We start from the raw sequence: 16,620 nt of genomic DNA, 5'->3' as shown, positions 1-16,620 counted from the left end.
GTTGTGCGTAGCAAGGCAGCCCTGGCGGCTACCCTTTGTAGATTTTTCCGGTAACGGAATAGATGAGATGGCTGGCCACGTTGGTGACGTGATCGGCCAGGCGTTCCAGGGAGCGGGCCACGAAGATGAGCTGGGAATTCACGGCCAAGTGCTCCGGATGGGCGGCGATCTCCTCGTGCAGCGTCTGCATGAGGGCCAGATAGGCCGCATCCACGGCGTCGTCGCCTTGCCACACGGCCACGGCGGCTTCCTCGCTTTCTTCCTCCAGGGCCTTCACCACGTCCGCCAGCAACTGCTTCGCCACATCGGCCAGGGCCTCGACCTTCTCCATCACCACATCGGAGGGGGCGGCGGGCATGGCCAGGGAGCTGCCGGCCACGCTGGCGGCATAGTCGGCCACGCGCTCCAGGTCCGTGGCCATCTTGAGGGCGGCCACCACGTGGCGCAGATCTGTGGCCACGGGCTGACGGGTGGCCAGCAGGCCCACGGTCAGGGTATTGACCTGGGCGTGCATGGAGTCCACCAGATCGTCCGCGCGCAGGATGGCGTGGGCCAGATCGGCGTCCCGGGTGCGCAGGACCTGCACCGCTTTCTCCAACTGCACCAAGGCCTTCTCTCCCATGCTGACCAGCAGGGAGGTCATGCTTTCCAGCTCTTCGTCAAAAGAGCGGACAATATGCGGTTTATCTTTGGCCGTCATACAATTCCTCGCAAATGGCCTAGCCGAAGCGGCCAGTGATGTAATCGTGCGTCAATTCATGGAGCGGGTTCGTGAAAATCTGCTCCGTGGGGCCGATTTCGATGAGGTCGCCCAGGTGAAAATAGGCTGTACGCTGGGAAACGCGGGAGGCCTGCTGCATGGAATGCGTGACGATTGCGATGGCGAAATGTTCGCGCAGTTCGTCGATCAAGTCTTCGATAATCGACGTCGCAATGGGGTCCAGGGCGGAGCACGGCTCATCCATGAGGATGACTTCCGGACTCACGGCGATGGTGCGGGCAATGCACAGGCGCTGCTGCTGCCCGCCGGAAAGCCCGGTGCCGGGCTGGTCCAGCCGGTCCTTGGCCTCGTTCCACAACCCGGCGCGCTTGAGGGACGTTTCCACAATCTCGTCCATCTCGCTCTTGGTGTTCACCAGGCCATGGATGCGCGGCCCATAGGCGATGTTTTCATAAATGGATTTTGGGAACGGGTTGGGCTTCTGGAACACCATGCCCACCTGGGCCCGCAGGGGGACTACGTCCACCTTGGGATCATAGATGTTCCGGCCGTCCAGTTCAATAAGTCCGGTGACGCGGCAGCTGTCGATGGTGTCGTTCATGCGGTTCAGGCATCGCAGGAAGGTGGACTTCCCGCAGCCCGAGGGACCGATCATGGCGATGACCTCGTTGTTGCCGATGTCCATGGACACGTTGTTGATGGCATGCTTGTCGCCGTAATAGACGTTGACATCCACGCAACGCATGCGCGGTTCGGGAACGTGCTGGGTCCCGACGGTCTGGCGATTGTCGCGGGGGACGCGTTTGGGCCCCTTTCCGGAGGCGCCGGCCTTGGCCGTGGCGGAGGATGCGTCGGGGGTGCGCTCGTCCATGGCGGTGTTCCTGTCTGAATTCCTGAATGGAGAGTGAAAAGTGATGCAACAAGAGGCAGGCGGGCCGGCAGCGCTGGCATGCCGGCCCGCCTGGACAAGAATGCCTACTTCAGGGCGCCGCAGTCAACGGGGGTCAAGCCCTTGGCTTTGGCAGCGAATTCCTTGCGCTCGGCGTCGGGCATGGGGATCATGCCCTTGGAGGCCAGGTAACCGTCCTTACCCCAGGCCTTTTCGCTGGTGAATTCAGCCAGGTACTCAGGAATGCCGGGAATGACGGAAGCATGCGCCTTTTTCACGTAGAAGTACAGGGGGCGGGACACGGAGTACTTGCCGGAGGCGATGTTGTCGAAGGTGGGGGCAACGCCATCCACTTCGGAACCCTGGATCTTGTCGGCGTTCTGGTCCAGGAAGGAGAAGCCGAAGATGCCCAGGGCGCTGGGGTTGGCGTCCAGCTTCTGAACAATGAGGTTGTCGTTTTCGCCAGCGTCGATGTAGGCGCCGTCTTCACGAATGGTGTGCGCGTAGGCTTTCCACTTCTTGCCGTCTTCCTTTTCCAGGGCCTTCAGGAAGGGGGAGGACTTGGCGCCGACTTCCATCACCAGTTCGAGGAAGGCGTCACGGGTGCCGGATGTGGGAGGGGGCCCGAGCACTTCGATCTTGGCGGCGGGCAGCGCGGGGTTCACTTCCTTCCAGGTCTTGAAGGGGTTGGCGACCATCTTGCCGTCAACTTCCACTTCCTTGGCCATGGCGCGGTACAAATCCACGATGGCCAGCTTGAACAGCCCGGTCTTCTTGGAGTTGGCGATGACAATGCCGTCGTAGCCGACCTTGACTTCCACCACTTCCTTGACACCATTCTTCATGCAGTCTTCGCACTCGGACTTCTTCATGCGGCGGGAGGCGTTGGTGATGTCGGGGTGGCCCACGCCCACGCCGGCGCAGAACAGCTTCATGCCGCCGCCGGTGCCGGTGGATTCAATGGTGGGCGTCTTGAACTTGCCGCCCTTGCCAAAGGTTTCCGCAACCACGGTGGAGAAGGGGTAGACCGTGGAAGAACCCACGACCTTGATGGTGTCCCTGGCGGCCTGGGCGTGCGCGAAGTTCACGCTGGTGGCCAGCAGCAAAGCAGCCGCTGCGACGGTGAGACCTTTCAACATGATGTTCCTCCTCAGGAGCATTGTGCAAAGCACGTGTGTTGTTTGCGTTGCTGTATATCCAAAGCTGCCAGGCGGCCCTGCGGAGTGCAGAGGCCGTCGGCCATTACCAACGACGTTCGAATTTCTTGCGCAGAATCACCGCCAGGGCGTTCATGGCCAGCAGGAAGACCAACAGCACGATGATGGCCGCGCTGGTCTTTTCCCGGAAGCCGCGTTCCGGCGAGTCCGACCACAGGTAGATCTGCACCGGCAGGGCCGTGGCGGCGTCCGTAATGCCTTGCGGCACGTCCACGATGAAGGCCACCATGCCGATCATCAGCAGCGGCGCCGTTTCCCCCAGGGCGCGGGCCATGCCGATGATGGCCCCGGTGAGCATGCCCGGCATGGCCAGGGGCAGCACATGGTTGAGCACCGTCTGCAACTGGGAGGAACCGATGCCCAGGGCTGCCTCCCGGATGGAAGGCGGCACGCTTTTCAGGGCCGCGCGCGAGGCGATGATGATGACCGGCAGGGTCATCAGGGTGAGCACCAGACCGCCCACCAGCGGCGCCGAGCGCGGCAGCTCGAAGAAGTTCAGGAACACCGCCAGCCCCAGCAGACCGAACACGATGGAGGGCACGGCGGCCAGGTTGTTGATGTTCACCTCGATGAGGTCCGTCCACTTGTTCTTGGGCGCGAACTCTTCCAGATACACCGCCGCGGAGATGCCAATGGGGAACGAGAGCAGCAGCGTGATGAGCAGGGAGTAGAAAGACCCCATCACCGCGCCCCAGATGCCGGCCTGCTCGGGCTCGCGGGAGTCCCCGGTGGTCAGGAACACGGTGTTGAACTTCCGTTCCAGCAGGCCGCGTTTCTTCAGGGAATCCACCCAGGCAATCTGCCGGTCACTCATGCGGCGCTCGATTTCGGGCACGTCGCGGTCGATGTGGCCCTTCACCAGCTGATCCACGTCGTCATCGGCCAGCACCCACAAGGTGACGGACTTGCCGATGAGAGACGGGTCCGCAAAGACGGCCTTTTCCAGATCAAAGGGCGCGCTGTTGCTGATGAAGTTGTCGATATCGCGCACTTCGCGACGCTCGGTCACCTCGGGAAAATAGCTGCGGATGGCCTGCTTGATGAACAATGGATAGTTGGCCGCGTTCAGATTCTCGCGGTCGAACTCCGCTTCCGGCAGCGCCACCTCCAGCTTGAGGTACGTCTGGGTGAAGGCGGGCAAGCCGTCGTACACGATGGTCACGAACAGCAATCCCAGAAAGCACAGGCTGATGACGATGGCCGAGAAGCCGTACAGCCGAAAGCGCTTCTCCGCAGCATAGCGCTTGGCCAGCCCGGCGTTGACAATGTCGATGGGGCGCGGCTTGGTGGTGGTGTTATTCATACTGTTCCCGATACTTGCGCACGACATGCAGGGCGAAGATGTTCAGACACAGCGTCACCAGGAACAGCACCAGCCCCAGGGCGAAGGCCGCCAGGGTCTTCGGGCTGTCGAATTCCTGGTCCCCGATGAGCAGCGTGACGATCTGCACCGTCACGGTGGTCACGGTTTCGAAGGGGTTGAGGGTCAGATTGGCCGAGAGCCCGGCCGCCATGACCACGATCATCGTTTCCCCGATGGCGCGGGACATGGCCAGCAGCACCGAGCCCACAATGCCCGGCAGGGCAGCAGGCAACACCACCTTGCGCACCGTTTCCGAGGACGTGGAGCCCAGGGCCAAGGCGCCGTCGCGCAGGGATTGCGGCACGGCGTTGATGACGTCATCAGACAGGGAGGAGACAAAGGGGATAATCATGATCCCCATCACCAGCCCGGCCACCAGCCCGCTTTCCGAAGAAACACTCAGCCCCACGGCGCTGCCCCAATCCCGGACAATGGGCGCCACGGTAAGAGCGGCGAAGAAGCCGTATACCACCGTGGGGATGCCAGCCAGAATTTCCATGAGCGGCTTGGCCGTGGCGCGGAACTTGCGCGAGGCGTATTCAGACATGTAGATGGCCGCCATCAGCCCGATGGGCACAGCCACCACCATGGCGATGATGGAGATGAGCGCCGTGCCCACGAACACCGGGACAGCGCCGAATGCGCCGGACCCGCCCACCTGATCTTCCCGGATGGCCATCTGCGGGCTCCACTCCAGCCCGAAGAGAAAATCCTGCACCGGAATGATCTTGAAAAAGCGGATGGCCTCGAACAGCACCGAAAGAATGATGCCCACAGTGGTGAAGATGGCCAGCATTGAACAGGCGATGAGCAGCCACTTGACCAGCCGCTCCACCTTGTTGCGGGCGCGCAGCTGGGGCGTGATGCCCTTGCGCGACAGCAGCAACCCGCCCGCGGCCAGCATGGCGCACACTCCCAGCAGCAGCACCCGGGAATACACGCGCAGCCGGATGAACTCGTCCGCCGCCTTGCGAAGTTCCGGCGAGGGATCCCCGCTCAGAATGTTGCCGCCCACCAGATTCTTGACGTCGTTGACCACCAGCCCGAGCCGATCCGGCGGCAAGGCCTGCACCTCTGGCGGCAGATGGGAAACCACCAGCCCGGTGATGACGCCGCCCTCGCTGGCCTGCCATAGTGCAAACACGATGATGGCCGGCCCGAAGCACCACAGCGCGGTGAGCGCCCCGTAATACCCGGGACGGGAATGCAGGTGGCGCAGCCCGGCAGGACCGCCGGCCACGGCAAACGCCCTGTTCCGCCCGAGCATGTACGCCACGGCGCTCAAGGCTAGCAACAACAGCAAGATGACATACGCTGGGATCATGGACTGCTCGATGACATGTGCGCTTCTGGAAGTCCCGGAAGGTTCAGGTTGCCGAATCCGGCCGCAGGTGCCGCACGGCCTGTGCGCTGGAAGCGGCATGCCCGCATTTCCCTCGCACCCGCAGACCATACCAACCGAGAAAGGTGACCACGTGACAAAACGTCACGATTCGGCAACAGTTCTGTGACAATATGATGACAATGCCGGCCTTGCCCAAAAAAGAACAGGCCGGCGCATGGGCCGGCCTGTTCTCCAAATCGTCACAAATCGCTTACTTGCGCGCAGCAAACACGGCCACAGTGCCGCTCACCTCGTTGGCCGTCACCACCAGGGCCTGGCCGGTGGGGCTGTCCTTGGCGGCGATGAACAGCACGCCTTCGGGCGCAACATCCCCGGCGGCTTCGGATTTCTGGTCGGCTGCGTAGTCGCGGCTGTTGATGTACTGCACGAAGCTGGCCTTGGCCGGCTCGGTCACGTCGTACACCATCAGGCCGCCCTGGCGTTCCAGGCCCACGAAGGCATAGGTGCGGCCGTCCACCACGCCCACGGTCACGCCCTCGGGCTCGGGGCCCTTGTCGTCGCTACGGTCGTCGAACTTTTCTTCGGCGTTGAAGTATTCCGGTGCCTCCTTGGCGATGATGCGCTCGAACTGGTCGGCGCTGTCGAACACCTGCGCCCCGGTGGCGGCGTTCCAGATGGAGAAGGAGCGCGCGCCATAGGCCACGATGCGGTCGGCCAGGCCGTCGCCGTCCGTGTCCAGCATGTCCTTGACCACCTTGAGGCGGCCAAGCTGCTTGTCGCGGGTGAGCCATTTGGCGTCGGGGAAGATGCGGTCGTTCAGGTAGACCTTGCCCAGGCGGGCTTCGTCGCTGTAGCCGTCGTAATCGCGGGAGTCACCCTCATTGGCCGTCACCAGATAGACCTTGCCCTTGGCGGCAAAGGCGGCGACGGAGTCCGGCATGTACAGGCCATGCACCGGCCAGGGCTTGATGTTGATCTTCTTGTCCTTGTCGCTGGCGTCCAGGCCGCCGGCCTTTTTCCAGTCCTTCATGCCCAGGGGCTTGATGTCCTTGACCTTGGCCGTGGCCACGTCCAGCACGGCGAAGGCGTTGTTCTCCTGCAGGACCACATAGGCGGTCTTGGAATCCGGGGACACGGCGATATACTCGGGCTCCAGATCCTGGGACACGGTGGCCTTGGGATGGGAGATGCGCACGCCCTTGGCCTGCAGCTGGGCTTTCTGGGTGTTGAAGCTGTGGAAGTAGGCCATGGTGCAGGTGGCGGCGTCCACGCCCTTGGCGAGGCTGATCACCGCGATGCTGCCTTCGGGGTCCACGCTGTAGTCTTTGTTGGGTTCGCCTTCGCAGGCGGCCAGCACGTACTTGCCGTCCGGGGTGAAGGCCACCATGTCCGGCAGCGCGCCCACGTCGAAGCGCTTGCGCACCGTGCCGTCCAGATTCATGAGGATGATCTTGCCGGAATCCTGTTTGGGATCGGCCTCCACAGCCACGGCCACCAGCCCGTTCTTCACGGCCACGCTGTTGATGCCGCCGCCATGCTCCTTGAGGGAGATGCTGGACTTCTTCACCGGAGCGGCGGGGTTGCTCAGGTCCACCACTTCCACGGCCGTCTCGCCGGCATTGACCACGAACAGCAATTTGGACTGGGGATCAAAGCTGCAGATTTCCGCAGCGCCTTCCCCGCCCAGTTTGAGGCCACCGATCTTTTCCAGATGCAGCGAGGCGGCGCCGGCCGGGGCTGCCGCAAACACCAAGGCCAAACCCAGGGCCAGACGACGAACGAAGGGACGCATGCGCGGACTCCTTGTCTATGATGATATGCATGGACTGAAGCGACAGTCATGCCATGAACAAGGTGCCGCGCCGTGACGATCAGGCGACGTTTGTGCGGCGGGAATGCGCTAAAGCAAGGCATCTTTGAAGGGAGTTCTCGGGGGAAAACCTTTCTAAAGAAAGGTTCTTCCCCCGAACCCCCTTTCCAAAGATTTTTTTGGGTATAATTACAAAGAACTGTCAATTTTCTGGAAGGGGAGCGAGAGAGAGGGGAGAACCTTTTGCAAAAAGGTTTCCCCTCTCGCAACGTACGGCTCCAGACCCTACAGGGCCTGGACCACGCCGGACAGGGACTCGCAGCTCATGCCGAAGGCCTCGGCCACACCGCTGCAGGTAAGCTGGCCCTGCCAGGTGTTCAGGCCACGGGCCAGGGGGGCATCGTCCCTCAGGGCCTTGCAGCCCTTGTTGGCCAGGGACAGGGCATACGGCAGGGTCTGGTTCACCAGGGCAAAGGTGGAGGTGCGGGGCACTGCGCCGGGCATGTTGGCCACGCCGTAATGGACCACGCCATCCACAACATAGGTGGGATCGGCGTGGGTGGTGGCCTTGATGGTCTCCACGCAGCCGCCCTGGTCCACGGCCACATCCACAATGACCGAGCCGGGCTTCATGCACGGCAGCATCTCCCGCGTGACCAGCCGCGGCGCCTTGGCCCCGGGGATGAGCACCGCGCCGATCACCAGATCCGCCTTGCACAGGGCAGCACGGATGTTCGCCTCATGCGACATGAGCGTCACCACGCGGCTGTGGAAGATGTCGTCCAGATACTGCAGCCGGCTGTGGTTCACGTCCAGCACGGTCACGCGGGCGCCCATGCCCACGGCAATCTTGGTGGCGTTCACCCCCACCACCCCGCCGCCGAGGATGACCACTTCCGCCGGCTCCACGCCCGGCACGCCGCCCAGCAGCATGCCGCGGCCGCCGTGGGGCTTTTCCAGGCACTGCGCCCCCACCTGCGGGGCCATGCGGCCGGCCACTTCGCTCATGGGCACCAGCAGGGGCAGCGCGCCATTGTCCAGCTGCACGGTCTCGTAGGCCACGCCGGTGGTCTTGCTTTCCAGCAGGGCTTCGGTCAGCGGCTTGTCCGCGGCCAGATGCAGGTATGTGAAAAGAAGGAGCCCATCGCGCAGGTACTTGTATTCCTGCTGGATGGGCTCTTTGACCTTGATGACCATTTCTGCGGCCCAGGCGTCATCCGCCGAGACCAACCGCGCTCCGGCGGCGGCGTACTCCTCGTCGCGCAGGCCGCTGCCAACACCGGCGCCTCGCTCCACCAACACTGTATGGCCATTGCGCACAAACGCGCCCACCGCGCCGGGCGTCATGGCCACGCGGTTTTCCATGGTTTTGATTTCCTTGGGAATACCAACGATCATGCAGTGTGCCTCCTGGGCAGATCTATCAATAGTGCGGATCAAACAACCAGTTCCACCTCATGACCCATCCTTGCCCGGCTGTAAAGAGCCAGAGATCAAGAGAATGCACACAGCCGCCACAAGGATGCCGCCCGCCAGCAGCCAGCCCCACAGCCCGGCCGGCGTGGGGGAAATGCGGACCAGCGTCCAGCCCAGGGCGGCATGCGACACCCCCAGGACCTCAACGGGGCCCGGATCGCCGGGAAGGTCTTCCAGCCGCGCCGGTCCTTCCACAAGCGCGGTCAGCAGCAGCCGGGACTGCGCTTCCGGACTGCCCAGCATGTTGGCGGCCGTGACCGCCCGGACCAGCCGGTTGGAGGCCGGCAACTGCGTGACCGGCGCGCCCAGCAATCGCCCGCGCTGATCCAGCAGACAAAAGACTGCCTCCCGCGCCGCGTCGGTCTGCGCCAGGAGAGTCAGCAAGGCCTGGGCTTCCTGCGTGCGCAGTTCGCGCTCGCGCCGGGCCGCGTCCTCCATGTCCAGAAACATGGCCAGGGTCCAGTTGAATTCCGGCAGATGCACCGCCATGCCCAGATGCGGCGTCATGCGGGCGGCGCCCCGGGCCTTCCAGTCGAACGCCGCCGAGGCGCGCCCCCACTGCCGGGCTTCCTCTCGCAACACGCGCAGCAGGGAGCGGCCGCGACGGTCGCGATAGGGGGACAGATCCAGCCCTCGCAAGGCGAGTTCGGGATAGGTCAGCGCGATGATGCGCGCATCGTACACAAAGCACAGCACGCCCGGTTCCAGGAACACATCGTCCAGCAGGGCCAGGGCCAGCGTGCCGGCATGCTCCCAGGTTTCCCGTGGGGGCAGGCGCTGCCGGCGGGCATCCTGCATGGCGAAGTCGGCCAGACGGCGGGCCATGGCGGCAGTCTGCTCCAGACGCTGCAGGCGCTCGCGCACGAGCAGCCGACGCTCGCCCAGCAGCCGGGCATAGGTCTGCTGCAATTGTCGGGTGACCAGCAGGGCCATGTCCCGGGCGGACGGCGCATCGGGTCGGGCTGCGCGGGGGATCCACGCCGATGCCAGCAGAACCAGCAACAACGCCGCCGCCAGGCACAGGCCTATGCCCGCCAGCACCCGGCGACGGGTGCCACCCTCCCGAGCAAAAACGCGAGCACAAGCGCGGGCAAGGACACGAACCGGTGATGATGGAAACGGCATGCAGATTCCCGGGTGAGATGTACGACCGTCGCCTCCCTCCTATCATGCACTGACCTGCGGTGACAATTCCGCCATGCGCCACATTGCACACCCGGCGCAACATTCTGCACAACCTGTGCCGCACTGCATGGGGTGATTGTTTGCAACATGGTGTAAAAACGAGAAAACAACACTGGCACGACACCTGCTATAGCCGTAGTGTCCATGCAGGACACACCACAACACAAGGAGTAGCACCATGAACCGTTTGTACAGTCTGAGCCTTGCAGCCCTGCTTTGCTGCACCGTGTTGGTCGCATCCAGTGTGGCCCAGCCCTTCGGCATGGGCAGGCCCGGCGAAGGATCGGAAGAAGGACCCGGCCGAGGGCCGGGCGGGCTTGGCATGAACGCCCCTCACGAACGATTCCGGGGCTGCAGCCCCCTGGAGCGCCTGGAACAATTCCTGCCCCCCGAAGTCCGCGAGAGCGCAAAGACCCTGCTCATGGAACATCGCAAGGCCATCTACCCCCTGCAGGAACGCGCCAAGGGCAAGAAACACGAACTCAACGCCCTCATCGCCACGCCCAACACCAGCGACGACACCATCAACAAGCTGGTGGACGAAATCAACGGCCTGCACGCGCAAATCTTCAAGGCAAACGTGGCCATGCGTAAGGAGTTCTTCAAGGTCACCGGCGTGCCCCTGCCGGAAAAGCCCGGCCGCGGCCCCCGATAGGGCGAGTTATCTTTGCAAGAAGTCCCCGGGGGAACACCTTTCTGAAGAAAGGTTCTTCCCCCACCCTTCCCTGCCAGAACCGTTGCCAGCTCCGCGCCGCGCAGGGGCTGGCACTTTTCTGCTTCCGGTGATACGCGCCTATACATGTTTGAAGCCATTCTGCTCAGTTGCATTGCGGGGTTCGGATCCTTCACGCAAGGATTGGCCGGTGTGGGGGTGGTGCTGGTGGCCCTGCCCCTCATGGCCCTGATTCTGGACGTCAAGACCGTCATTGTCCTGGTGAACCTTCTGGCCCTGAGCATCAACATTGTGCTCGGTGTGCATCTGTTCAAGCACATGCGGGCGCGGCACCTGATCCCGCTGCTTGTCGGTGCGGTGCCGGGCATTCCGGCGGGAGTGCTGGTGCTCAAGGCTGTCTCCCCCGAGGTGCTGCAAATCCTCCTGGGACTGGTGCTGCTGGGCTATGCGGGGTACGCGTTGTCCGGTCTGCTCAGCCAGCGGGAGACAAGAATGGCCTGGGCCTATGTGGCCGGCTTTCTGGGAGGATGCCTTGGCGGGGCCATCACGGCGTCCGGCCCGCCCATCATCATTTACACGGCGCTGCAGCCCTGGACCAAAGACAGGATCAAGGCGACCATGATCGGCTTTTTTCTCATCACCACCATTGCCATCACCGCCATGCATGCGGCCACGGGCATGATCACCCCGGCGGTGCTGTCCGGCTACTGCAGTGCCCTTCCGGGCCTGGCCCTGGGCCTGTGGGGCGGCATGCGCTGCTACGGACGCATCAGCGACACGGTGTATCGCCGCATCATCACGTACCTGTTGCTGATTCTTGGGATCATTCTGCTGGTGAAGGGACTTTGGCACACGCTGGCGTAGTGTGCTGCCACACGCAGCGCCCCTGTTGCATCAGAGGCTCTCAGGAGCCTGCGCTACGCCATCAGTCCAACAGGGCCGACGGCCGTGCTGATTTACAAAAAAACTGGTCGCCGGTAACAATGAACCCAGCGGCACAGAGGCAGCCAAGCAATCCGGACCAGGTATCGCCCCAGCTCCAGTGCTTCTTGCTCCAAAGATCCAAGGCTTCCTTGACCAAGGTCACGACGACCCCGGAGGCGAACAACGGCCACCAATATACGCCCAGCAACGTCAAGATGAAACCCCAGAAAAAATGCACCTGCAAATCCAGGCGAAAGACTGACATCGTCTTGGTTCCGAGCTTCCTGTATGACTCCAGTAGCGTCATTGTGTGTCCTTTATTTCATTGTTGGGGCATTCCATTTTTCGAAAAGAGCTCTCGGCAGAACACCTTTCTAAAGAACGGTTCTGCCCCCGAACCCTCTCTCGCAACGTCCTTTTCCAAAATCAACCTGCTCTAATAGATCCCTTCCACCCCGGCTGACGCCAGATCCCATGTGCTGTCATACACATGCAAGCGGGAGACGGGCCGGCCCTGGGCGTCCACCAGCGGGCCGGCGGCGTGCGTCCAGTTGAGCATGCCCCCATACAGGTTGAGCACGCTCACCCCCTGGGACGCCATCTTCCGGGCAAAGACCCCGCTGCGGTAGCCGATGGTGCAATAGGCCACCACAATGGCATCGTGATGCAGCTCCGGTTGCGCCAGGAATTGCGCCTCGGTCACTGCGCCGGGCAGCATGGAGACGGCCTGCTCCTTGGCGTCCCGCGAATCCACAAGCACCACGGGCACGCCGCGCTGCAACAGGCCGAGCACCGCTTCGGGGTGAATGTCCTGCGTGTCGGCAAAGGCCTCGGCCTTGTACTGCTCGAACATGGCCAGCACTTGCGCCCGCCGGGCAGCGTCATCCCCGGCTGCTGTTGCAGGCAGGGTCCAGCACAACAGCCACCACGCGGCAAGCAACGCGATCCGTTTAGCGGAAGAATTCATAGAGCACATTCTTGAGGTTGGGGACATAATACAGATAGGCCCACAGGCCTGCGCCACTGCAGATCAGCGTCAGCAAGGAAAAGAACACCGCATTGAGCCAGGGGAACCGCACCAGCCGCAGCACGCCTTCCATCAAGGTCGCCACCATGAGCGCCAGCAGAAACAGCAGCAGGGAAAACGAGGCGGCCATGGCCCATTGCAGAAGCTGGGCGTAATAGTTGAAGTCCGTATCCGCGGGCATCACACCGCGCACCAGCTTGGCCACGTCCGTGGTGGTCACCAGGCTGTGTTCGTGAAACACCTTGGCATTGAGCACCAGAATGGCGGCAAAAATGGCGCCGGCCAGCAGGGTTCGCTGCAGTCCGTCCAGCAGGGCGCGCCGCTTGGCGCGCGCGGAAAGGCCGGCGGCGTCTTCGGTCTGCTCGGCAAGTCCGGTCAGGTCATCGCGCAGGGCCTGCACGCCGGCGGCGTCCAGGGTCTGCGGATCCAGAAGGGCCAGACTGTCTGCCCGCTGCCGCAGGGCGGCGCACAGTTTCCTGAGTTCTTTTGCGTGGGAGGGTGCCATGCGTGTCGCGCCTTGTCTTGCGGTTGAGGGTTCACGCCAATCCGTACCCCATGCCTACATTCGATCCCAGCATAAAGGAAGCAGTCCCTTTCTTCAATCAGGAAAACAAATATGATGGCAGCCAGGTGGTCAGGGGCGGCCAAAGCGCCACCAGCGCCAGCACGGCCAGCAGGGCCGCCACATGGACGAGGGCCGCCCGGCTGGAGGCTCCCATGCCCTGCCCGGCCATGGCGCTGGACAGCATCAGGCACACCCCCATGGGCGGCGTGAGCATGCCGATGGCCAGATTCATGACCACCATCACCCCCATCTGCTCCGGCGCAAGCCCGGCGAGCCTTGCCAGGGGCGCCAGCAGGGGCACGAACAGCAGCAGGCAGGAGGTGGTTTCCAGGATGGCCCCGGCCAGCAGCAGGACAAGGTTGATCACCAGCAGCAGGACCAGGGGGGAGCCGGCCATATCCGCCAGCAGGACGCCGATGCGCGCCGGCGCCTGATCCATGGCCAGGATCCAGGTCAGGGGCGTGGCAGCGGCGATGATGCACAGCACCCTGGCGGCCGCGATGCCGGCATCCATGAAACAGCCCGGCAGCATGGCCGGCCGCAGCTCGCGGGTGCCCAGCAGTCCGGCCAGCACCACATAGCCCAGGCCCAGGGCGGCCGCTTCCGTGGCCGTGGCCATGCCCAGCAGGATGGAGCCCACTACCAGCACCGGCGCGGGCGCCACCAGCGCAGCCCGACGCAAAGCCGGCCCGAAGGCCGGGGCCGGCTCATCCACGACATCAACCGCACCAGCTGCCGCCACCGCGCGACGTTCCTGCATCCAGGCCACGGCCGCCAGGGCCACGGCCATGAGCAGTCCCGGCAGCAGGCCGGCGGTGAACAGTCGTCCCACGGACACGCCGGTGACGGCGCTATAGACGATCATGGGGATGCTCGGCGGGATGACGATGCCCATGGAGCCCCCCGCCGCCTGCAAGGCGGCAGCCCTGGCCGGCGGCATACCACGGCGGAGCATGGCCGGGATGAACAGCGCGCCCACAGCGGTGACGTCCGCCGCCGCCGAGCCGGACACGCCGGCGAACAGCATGGAGGCCAGCACGCAGGCCAGACACACGCCCATGCGGCCGCGGCCCAGCGCCGCCAGGGACACATCCATCAGGCGCGTCAGCATGCCGCCGGCTTCCATCACCCGGCCCATGATCATGAACAGCGGCACCGCCAGCAGGGCCTGCATGCTCGCGCCGCCGTGCAGGCGTTCCACCAGCAGTTCCAGCGGGTATCCACCCCACAGCAGCGCCGCCACACCGGCCGCGCCCATGGCTACGACAATGGGCACGCCCAGCAGGAGCAGCCCCAGAAACAACCCCAACGCCATCAGGCTCATGCAGCATCCACCTTGGCCGGGAGGCGCGCAGCGCCCAGCACCGCCGCCAGGCTGTGCAGCAGCATCAGGCCGGCGCAGACGGGAATGGCGGCGTAGGAGACAACCTTCGTCACCCCCAGGGCCGGATAGCGCTGCGGCCAGAGCAGATCGCACAGCAGCAGGCCATGATAGAGCAGGACGGCAAAGAAAAAGATGCCGGCCAGATGCGGGATGGCCCTGACCAGCTGCGTCGCGCCCGCGCCCGCGCTGCCCGTACGCCGGCCCGTGAACCAACCCGTGGCCGCCGCCAGCCCCAGATGTGTGCCGCGCCTCCAGGCGGCCACACCGCCCAGAAACGTCAGCCACACCAGCAGCACCTGGGCCAGCTCATCCGGCCAGGGCAAGGAATTATTGAGCACATAGCGGCACAGGGCCTGCAGACACAGCACCGCCGCGATGACGATACACAGCACCCCCAGCAGCCGTTCCGCCGCCACCCCGCCGACATGGGCTGCCCGATCCAGCCGGCATCCCACCGCATGCAGCCCTGCCGGGCGTGGCGTCCGACTCATGGTGCGGGCGTCCGTACCGCGTCCGGGCGTGCGGCGTCCAGCACCTGCAGCAGCAGTGTGCGGACGGCGGGATTCGCATACACCGGGGCCTCCAGCATGCCGGCAGCCCTGGTCCTGAAGCTCTCCACATCCGGCTCGGTCACCTGCATGCCCGCGGCCTTGAGGGCTTCCAGGTAGGAAGCTTCGTGCTCCCGGGCCCAGGCCCGCTGCTGTACCGCGGCCTGGCGCATGGCCGTCTGCACGGCCTGCTGCATGGGCGCATCGAGCCTGTCGAACCAGCGCTGGTTGGCCAGGCAGACATGGGCGGAATAGACGTGGCGCGTGAGGCTCAGGTGGCGCTGCACCTCGTGCAATCGGGCCTCGGCCACCACCCAGAGCGGGTTTTCCTGGCCATCCAGGGCGCCCTGGGCCAGTTCGGTGTAGATGGGCCAGCCCATGGGGGTAGGATTCGCGCCCAGCATCCGCCACAGGGCATGGTGCATGGCCGAGCGCATGACGCGGATCTTCAGGCCGGCCACGTCGGCCACGGCATGCACCGGGCGCTTGCTGTTGGTGAGGTGGCGGAACCCGTTTTCAGAAAAGGCCAATCCCTTGAAGCCCACCGCCCCCAGCTGGTCCAACAGCTGCATGCCGAGGGGGCCATCCAGCACGGCATCCACCTGGGCATGGGAAGCGAACAGGTATGGATAACTGATGACGGCCACCGCCGGCACGAACTCTTCCAGCGGGCCGGACGTGATGATGCCCAGTTCCACCGCGCCAAGCTGGATCTGCTGCAGGATGGCCGTCTCATCCCCCAGGGAGGCGGAATGCTGGATGGAGACGGTCAGAGGACCGCCCGGCAGCTCCCGGGTGGCATTCTCCACCAGCTCCTTGAAGGCCACGGCGGCCACATGCTGGGCCGACCCCGGCGTGGTGACGATGGCCAGGGTGACCTGCCGGGCGGCCCACGCCTGACCGGCAGGGACAGCCATGGCCGCCAGGATCATGAGGCACAGCATCGAACCGATGCGAAAATGTCGCATTGCGGCTCCATACGCGGCCTGGAACAAGCCGGCCGGGAAAGCTCCCGGCTTGCCCCTTCCGCCATGACGCGTTATTGTCTGCGCAGAGGAGTCTGTCATGTTCACCCTCAATGGCGTCGGCATCGATACCTCCACGTTTGTGCACACCGCTCCGGCGGCGCGCGAAGTGTGGACCGGCCCGCCGGCCAGAGAAGTCTGGACCGGTCAGGCTGCACGCGAGGTGTGGACCGGCCCGCCAGCCCGGGAAGTCTGGACCGCACCACCCGGGCATGTGGTGGCGGAAGGACCGGGACGCGTGATCACCCATCCGCCCACCAAGGAATTCTCCACCACAGGGGAAGGCAAGGTGGCTGTGCAGCCCGCCACCAAGCATTTCAGCACGACCAGAGAAGGACAACTCACGGTGCAGCCCGCCACCAGGGAATTCACCGTCACCCCGGAAGGCCGGCTGGTGGTGGATCGGGTCACCAACCCCGACTTCATCGAGCGCAGCGGCGGCGCCATCGTCTACGCCAGGGCCTGATT

Annotated in this window: 17 protein-coding genes; 3 read left to right on the top strand and 14 right to left on the bottom strand. The window is 64.2% G+C overall.

Translation table 11 applies throughout. From position 1 onward, the window contains the following. Window positions 1-28: 28 nt before the first annotated feature. The 8 genes from phoU to DGI_RS08360 all read right to left on the bottom strand — a co-directional run bounded on the left by phoU (window position 29) and on the right by DGI_RS08360 (window position 9,862). A complete protein-coding gene (phoU, locus tag DGI_RS08395; RefSeq protein WP_021760475.1) occupies window positions 29-700 on the bottom strand; it encodes a phosphate signaling complex protein PhoU in 672 nt (223 codons plus the stop codon). A gap of 19 nt (window positions 701-719) precedes the next feature. Further along, entirely contained in the window at window positions 720-1,466 is a 747-nt protein-coding gene (gene pstB / locus DGI_RS08390; RefSeq protein ID WP_235619919.1) for a phosphate ABC transporter ATP-binding protein PstB, read from the bottom strand. Window positions 1,467-1,696: 230 nt separating this feature from the next. Beyond that, window positions 1,697-2,749: a substrate-binding domain-containing protein gene (locus DGI_RS08385; protein WP_034607239.1), complete on the bottom strand. Its 1,053-nt coding sequence runs from the start codon at window positions 2,747-2,749 to the stop codon at window positions 1,697-1,699. Window positions 2,750-2,852: 103 nt separating this feature from the next. Continuing rightward, window positions 2,853-4,130 carry a phosphate ABC transporter permease PstA gene (gene pstA, locus DGI_RS08380; protein ID WP_021760472.1) on the bottom strand — a complete coding sequence of 426 codons (1,278 nt, stop codon included), beginning with the start codon at window positions 4,128-4,130 and terminating at the stop codon, window positions 2,853-2,855. Then, entirely contained in the window at window positions 4,123-5,514 is a 1,392-nt protein-coding gene (gene pstC, locus DGI_RS08375; RefSeq protein ID WP_021760545.1) for a phosphate ABC transporter permease subunit PstC, read from the bottom strand. The genes pstA and pstC overlap by 8 nt, the downstream gene beginning before the upstream one ends. Before the next feature lie 271 nt (window positions 5,515-5,785). Continuing rightward, window positions 5,786-7,327 (bottom strand): choice-of-anchor I family protein, encoded by a 1,542-nt coding sequence (locus DGI_RS08370; RefSeq protein ID WP_021760470.1) that lies wholly within the window; start codon window positions 7,325-7,327, stop codon window positions 5,786-5,788. Window positions 7,328-7,630: 303 nt separating this feature from the next. Further along, entirely contained in the window at window positions 7,631-8,743 is a 1,113-nt protein-coding gene (ald, locus tag DGI_RS08365) for an alanine dehydrogenase (protein ID WP_021760469.1), read from the bottom strand. 57 nt (window positions 8,744-8,800) lie between these two features. Further along, window positions 8,801-9,862: a cache domain-containing protein gene (locus DGI_RS08360; protein WP_021760468.1), complete on the bottom strand. Its 1,062-nt coding sequence runs from the start codon at window positions 9,860-9,862 to the stop codon at window positions 8,801-8,803. Between the two features lie 322 nt (window positions 9,863-10,184). On the opposite strand from DGI_RS08360, the gene DGI_RS08355 reads away from it, so the two are divergent. Together DGI_RS08355 and DGI_RS08350 are read left to right on the top strand one after the other, a co-directional pair. Further along, the gene (locus tag DGI_RS08355) at window positions 10,185-10,661 is read left to right on the top strand and encodes a periplasmic heavy metal sensor (protein WP_021760467.1); all 477 of its coding nucleotides are present in this window, start codon (window positions 10,185-10,187) and stop codon (window positions 10,659-10,661) included. Between the two features lie 144 nt (window positions 10,662-10,805). Beyond that, on the top strand, window positions 10,806-11,543 hold the full coding sequence (locus DGI_RS08350) for a sulfite exporter TauE/SafE family protein (protein WP_021760466.1): 738 nt from the start codon (window positions 10,806-10,808) through the stop codon (window positions 11,541-11,543). Window positions 11,544-11,604: 61 nt separating this feature from the next. Here DGI_RS08350 and DGI_RS08345 read toward each other — a convergent pair whose 3' ends face one another. From DGI_RS08345 to DGI_RS08320, 6 genes are all read right to left on the bottom strand, one after another. Beyond that, entirely contained in the window at window positions 11,605-11,910 is a 306-nt protein-coding gene (locus tag DGI_RS08345) for a hypothetical protein (RefSeq protein WP_021760465.1), read from the bottom strand. Window positions 11,911-12,039: 129 nt separating this feature from the next. After that, complete coding sequence (locus tag DGI_RS08340) at window positions 12,040-12,570, bottom strand: rhodanese-like domain-containing protein (protein ID WP_021760464.1); 531 nt, start codon at window positions 12,568-12,570, stop codon at window positions 12,040-12,042. Next, window positions 12,554-13,135 carry a hypothetical protein gene (locus DGI_RS17120; protein WP_021760463.1) on the bottom strand — a complete coding sequence of 194 codons (582 nt, stop codon included), beginning with the start codon at window positions 13,133-13,135 and terminating at the stop codon, window positions 12,554-12,556. The genes DGI_RS08340 and DGI_RS17120 overlap by 17 nt, the downstream gene beginning before the upstream one ends. A gap of 97 nt (window positions 13,136-13,232) precedes the next feature. Further along, complete coding sequence (locus DGI_RS08330) at window positions 13,233-14,519, bottom strand: TRAP transporter large permease (RefSeq protein WP_021760462.1); 1,287 nt, start codon at window positions 14,517-14,519, stop codon at window positions 13,233-13,235. Continuing rightward, window positions 14,516-15,070: a TRAP transporter small permease gene (locus DGI_RS08325; protein WP_021760461.1), complete on the bottom strand. Its 555-nt coding sequence runs from the start codon at window positions 15,068-15,070 to the stop codon at window positions 14,516-14,518. Before DGI_RS08325 ends, DGI_RS08330 begins: the two co-directional genes overlap by 4 nt. After that, entirely contained in the window at window positions 15,067-16,095 is a 1,029-nt protein-coding gene (locus DGI_RS08320; RefSeq protein ID WP_027192953.1) for a DctP family TRAP transporter solute-binding subunit, read from the bottom strand. Before DGI_RS08320 ends, DGI_RS08325 begins: the two co-directional genes overlap by 4 nt. Window positions 16,096-16,192: 97 nt before the next feature. On the opposite strand from DGI_RS08320, the gene DGI_RS08315 reads away from it, so the two are divergent. Next, window positions 16,193-16,618: a hypothetical protein gene (locus tag DGI_RS08315; protein WP_021760459.1), complete on the top strand. Its 426-nt coding sequence runs from the start codon at window positions 16,193-16,195 to the stop codon at window positions 16,616-16,618. Window positions 16,619-16,620: the final 2 nt, after the last annotated feature.

The sequence above is a fragment of the Megalodesulfovibrio gigas DSM 1382 = ATCC 19364 genome (assembly GCF_000468495.1).
In the GTDB taxonomy this organism is placed as follows: domain Bacteria; phylum Desulfobacterota; class Desulfovibrionia; order Desulfovibrionales; family Desulfovibrionaceae; genus Megalodesulfovibrio; species Megalodesulfovibrio gigas.
The sequence above is the reverse complement of the archived record's forward strand: the minus strand, read 5'-3'. Positions and strand labels throughout refer to the sequence as shown.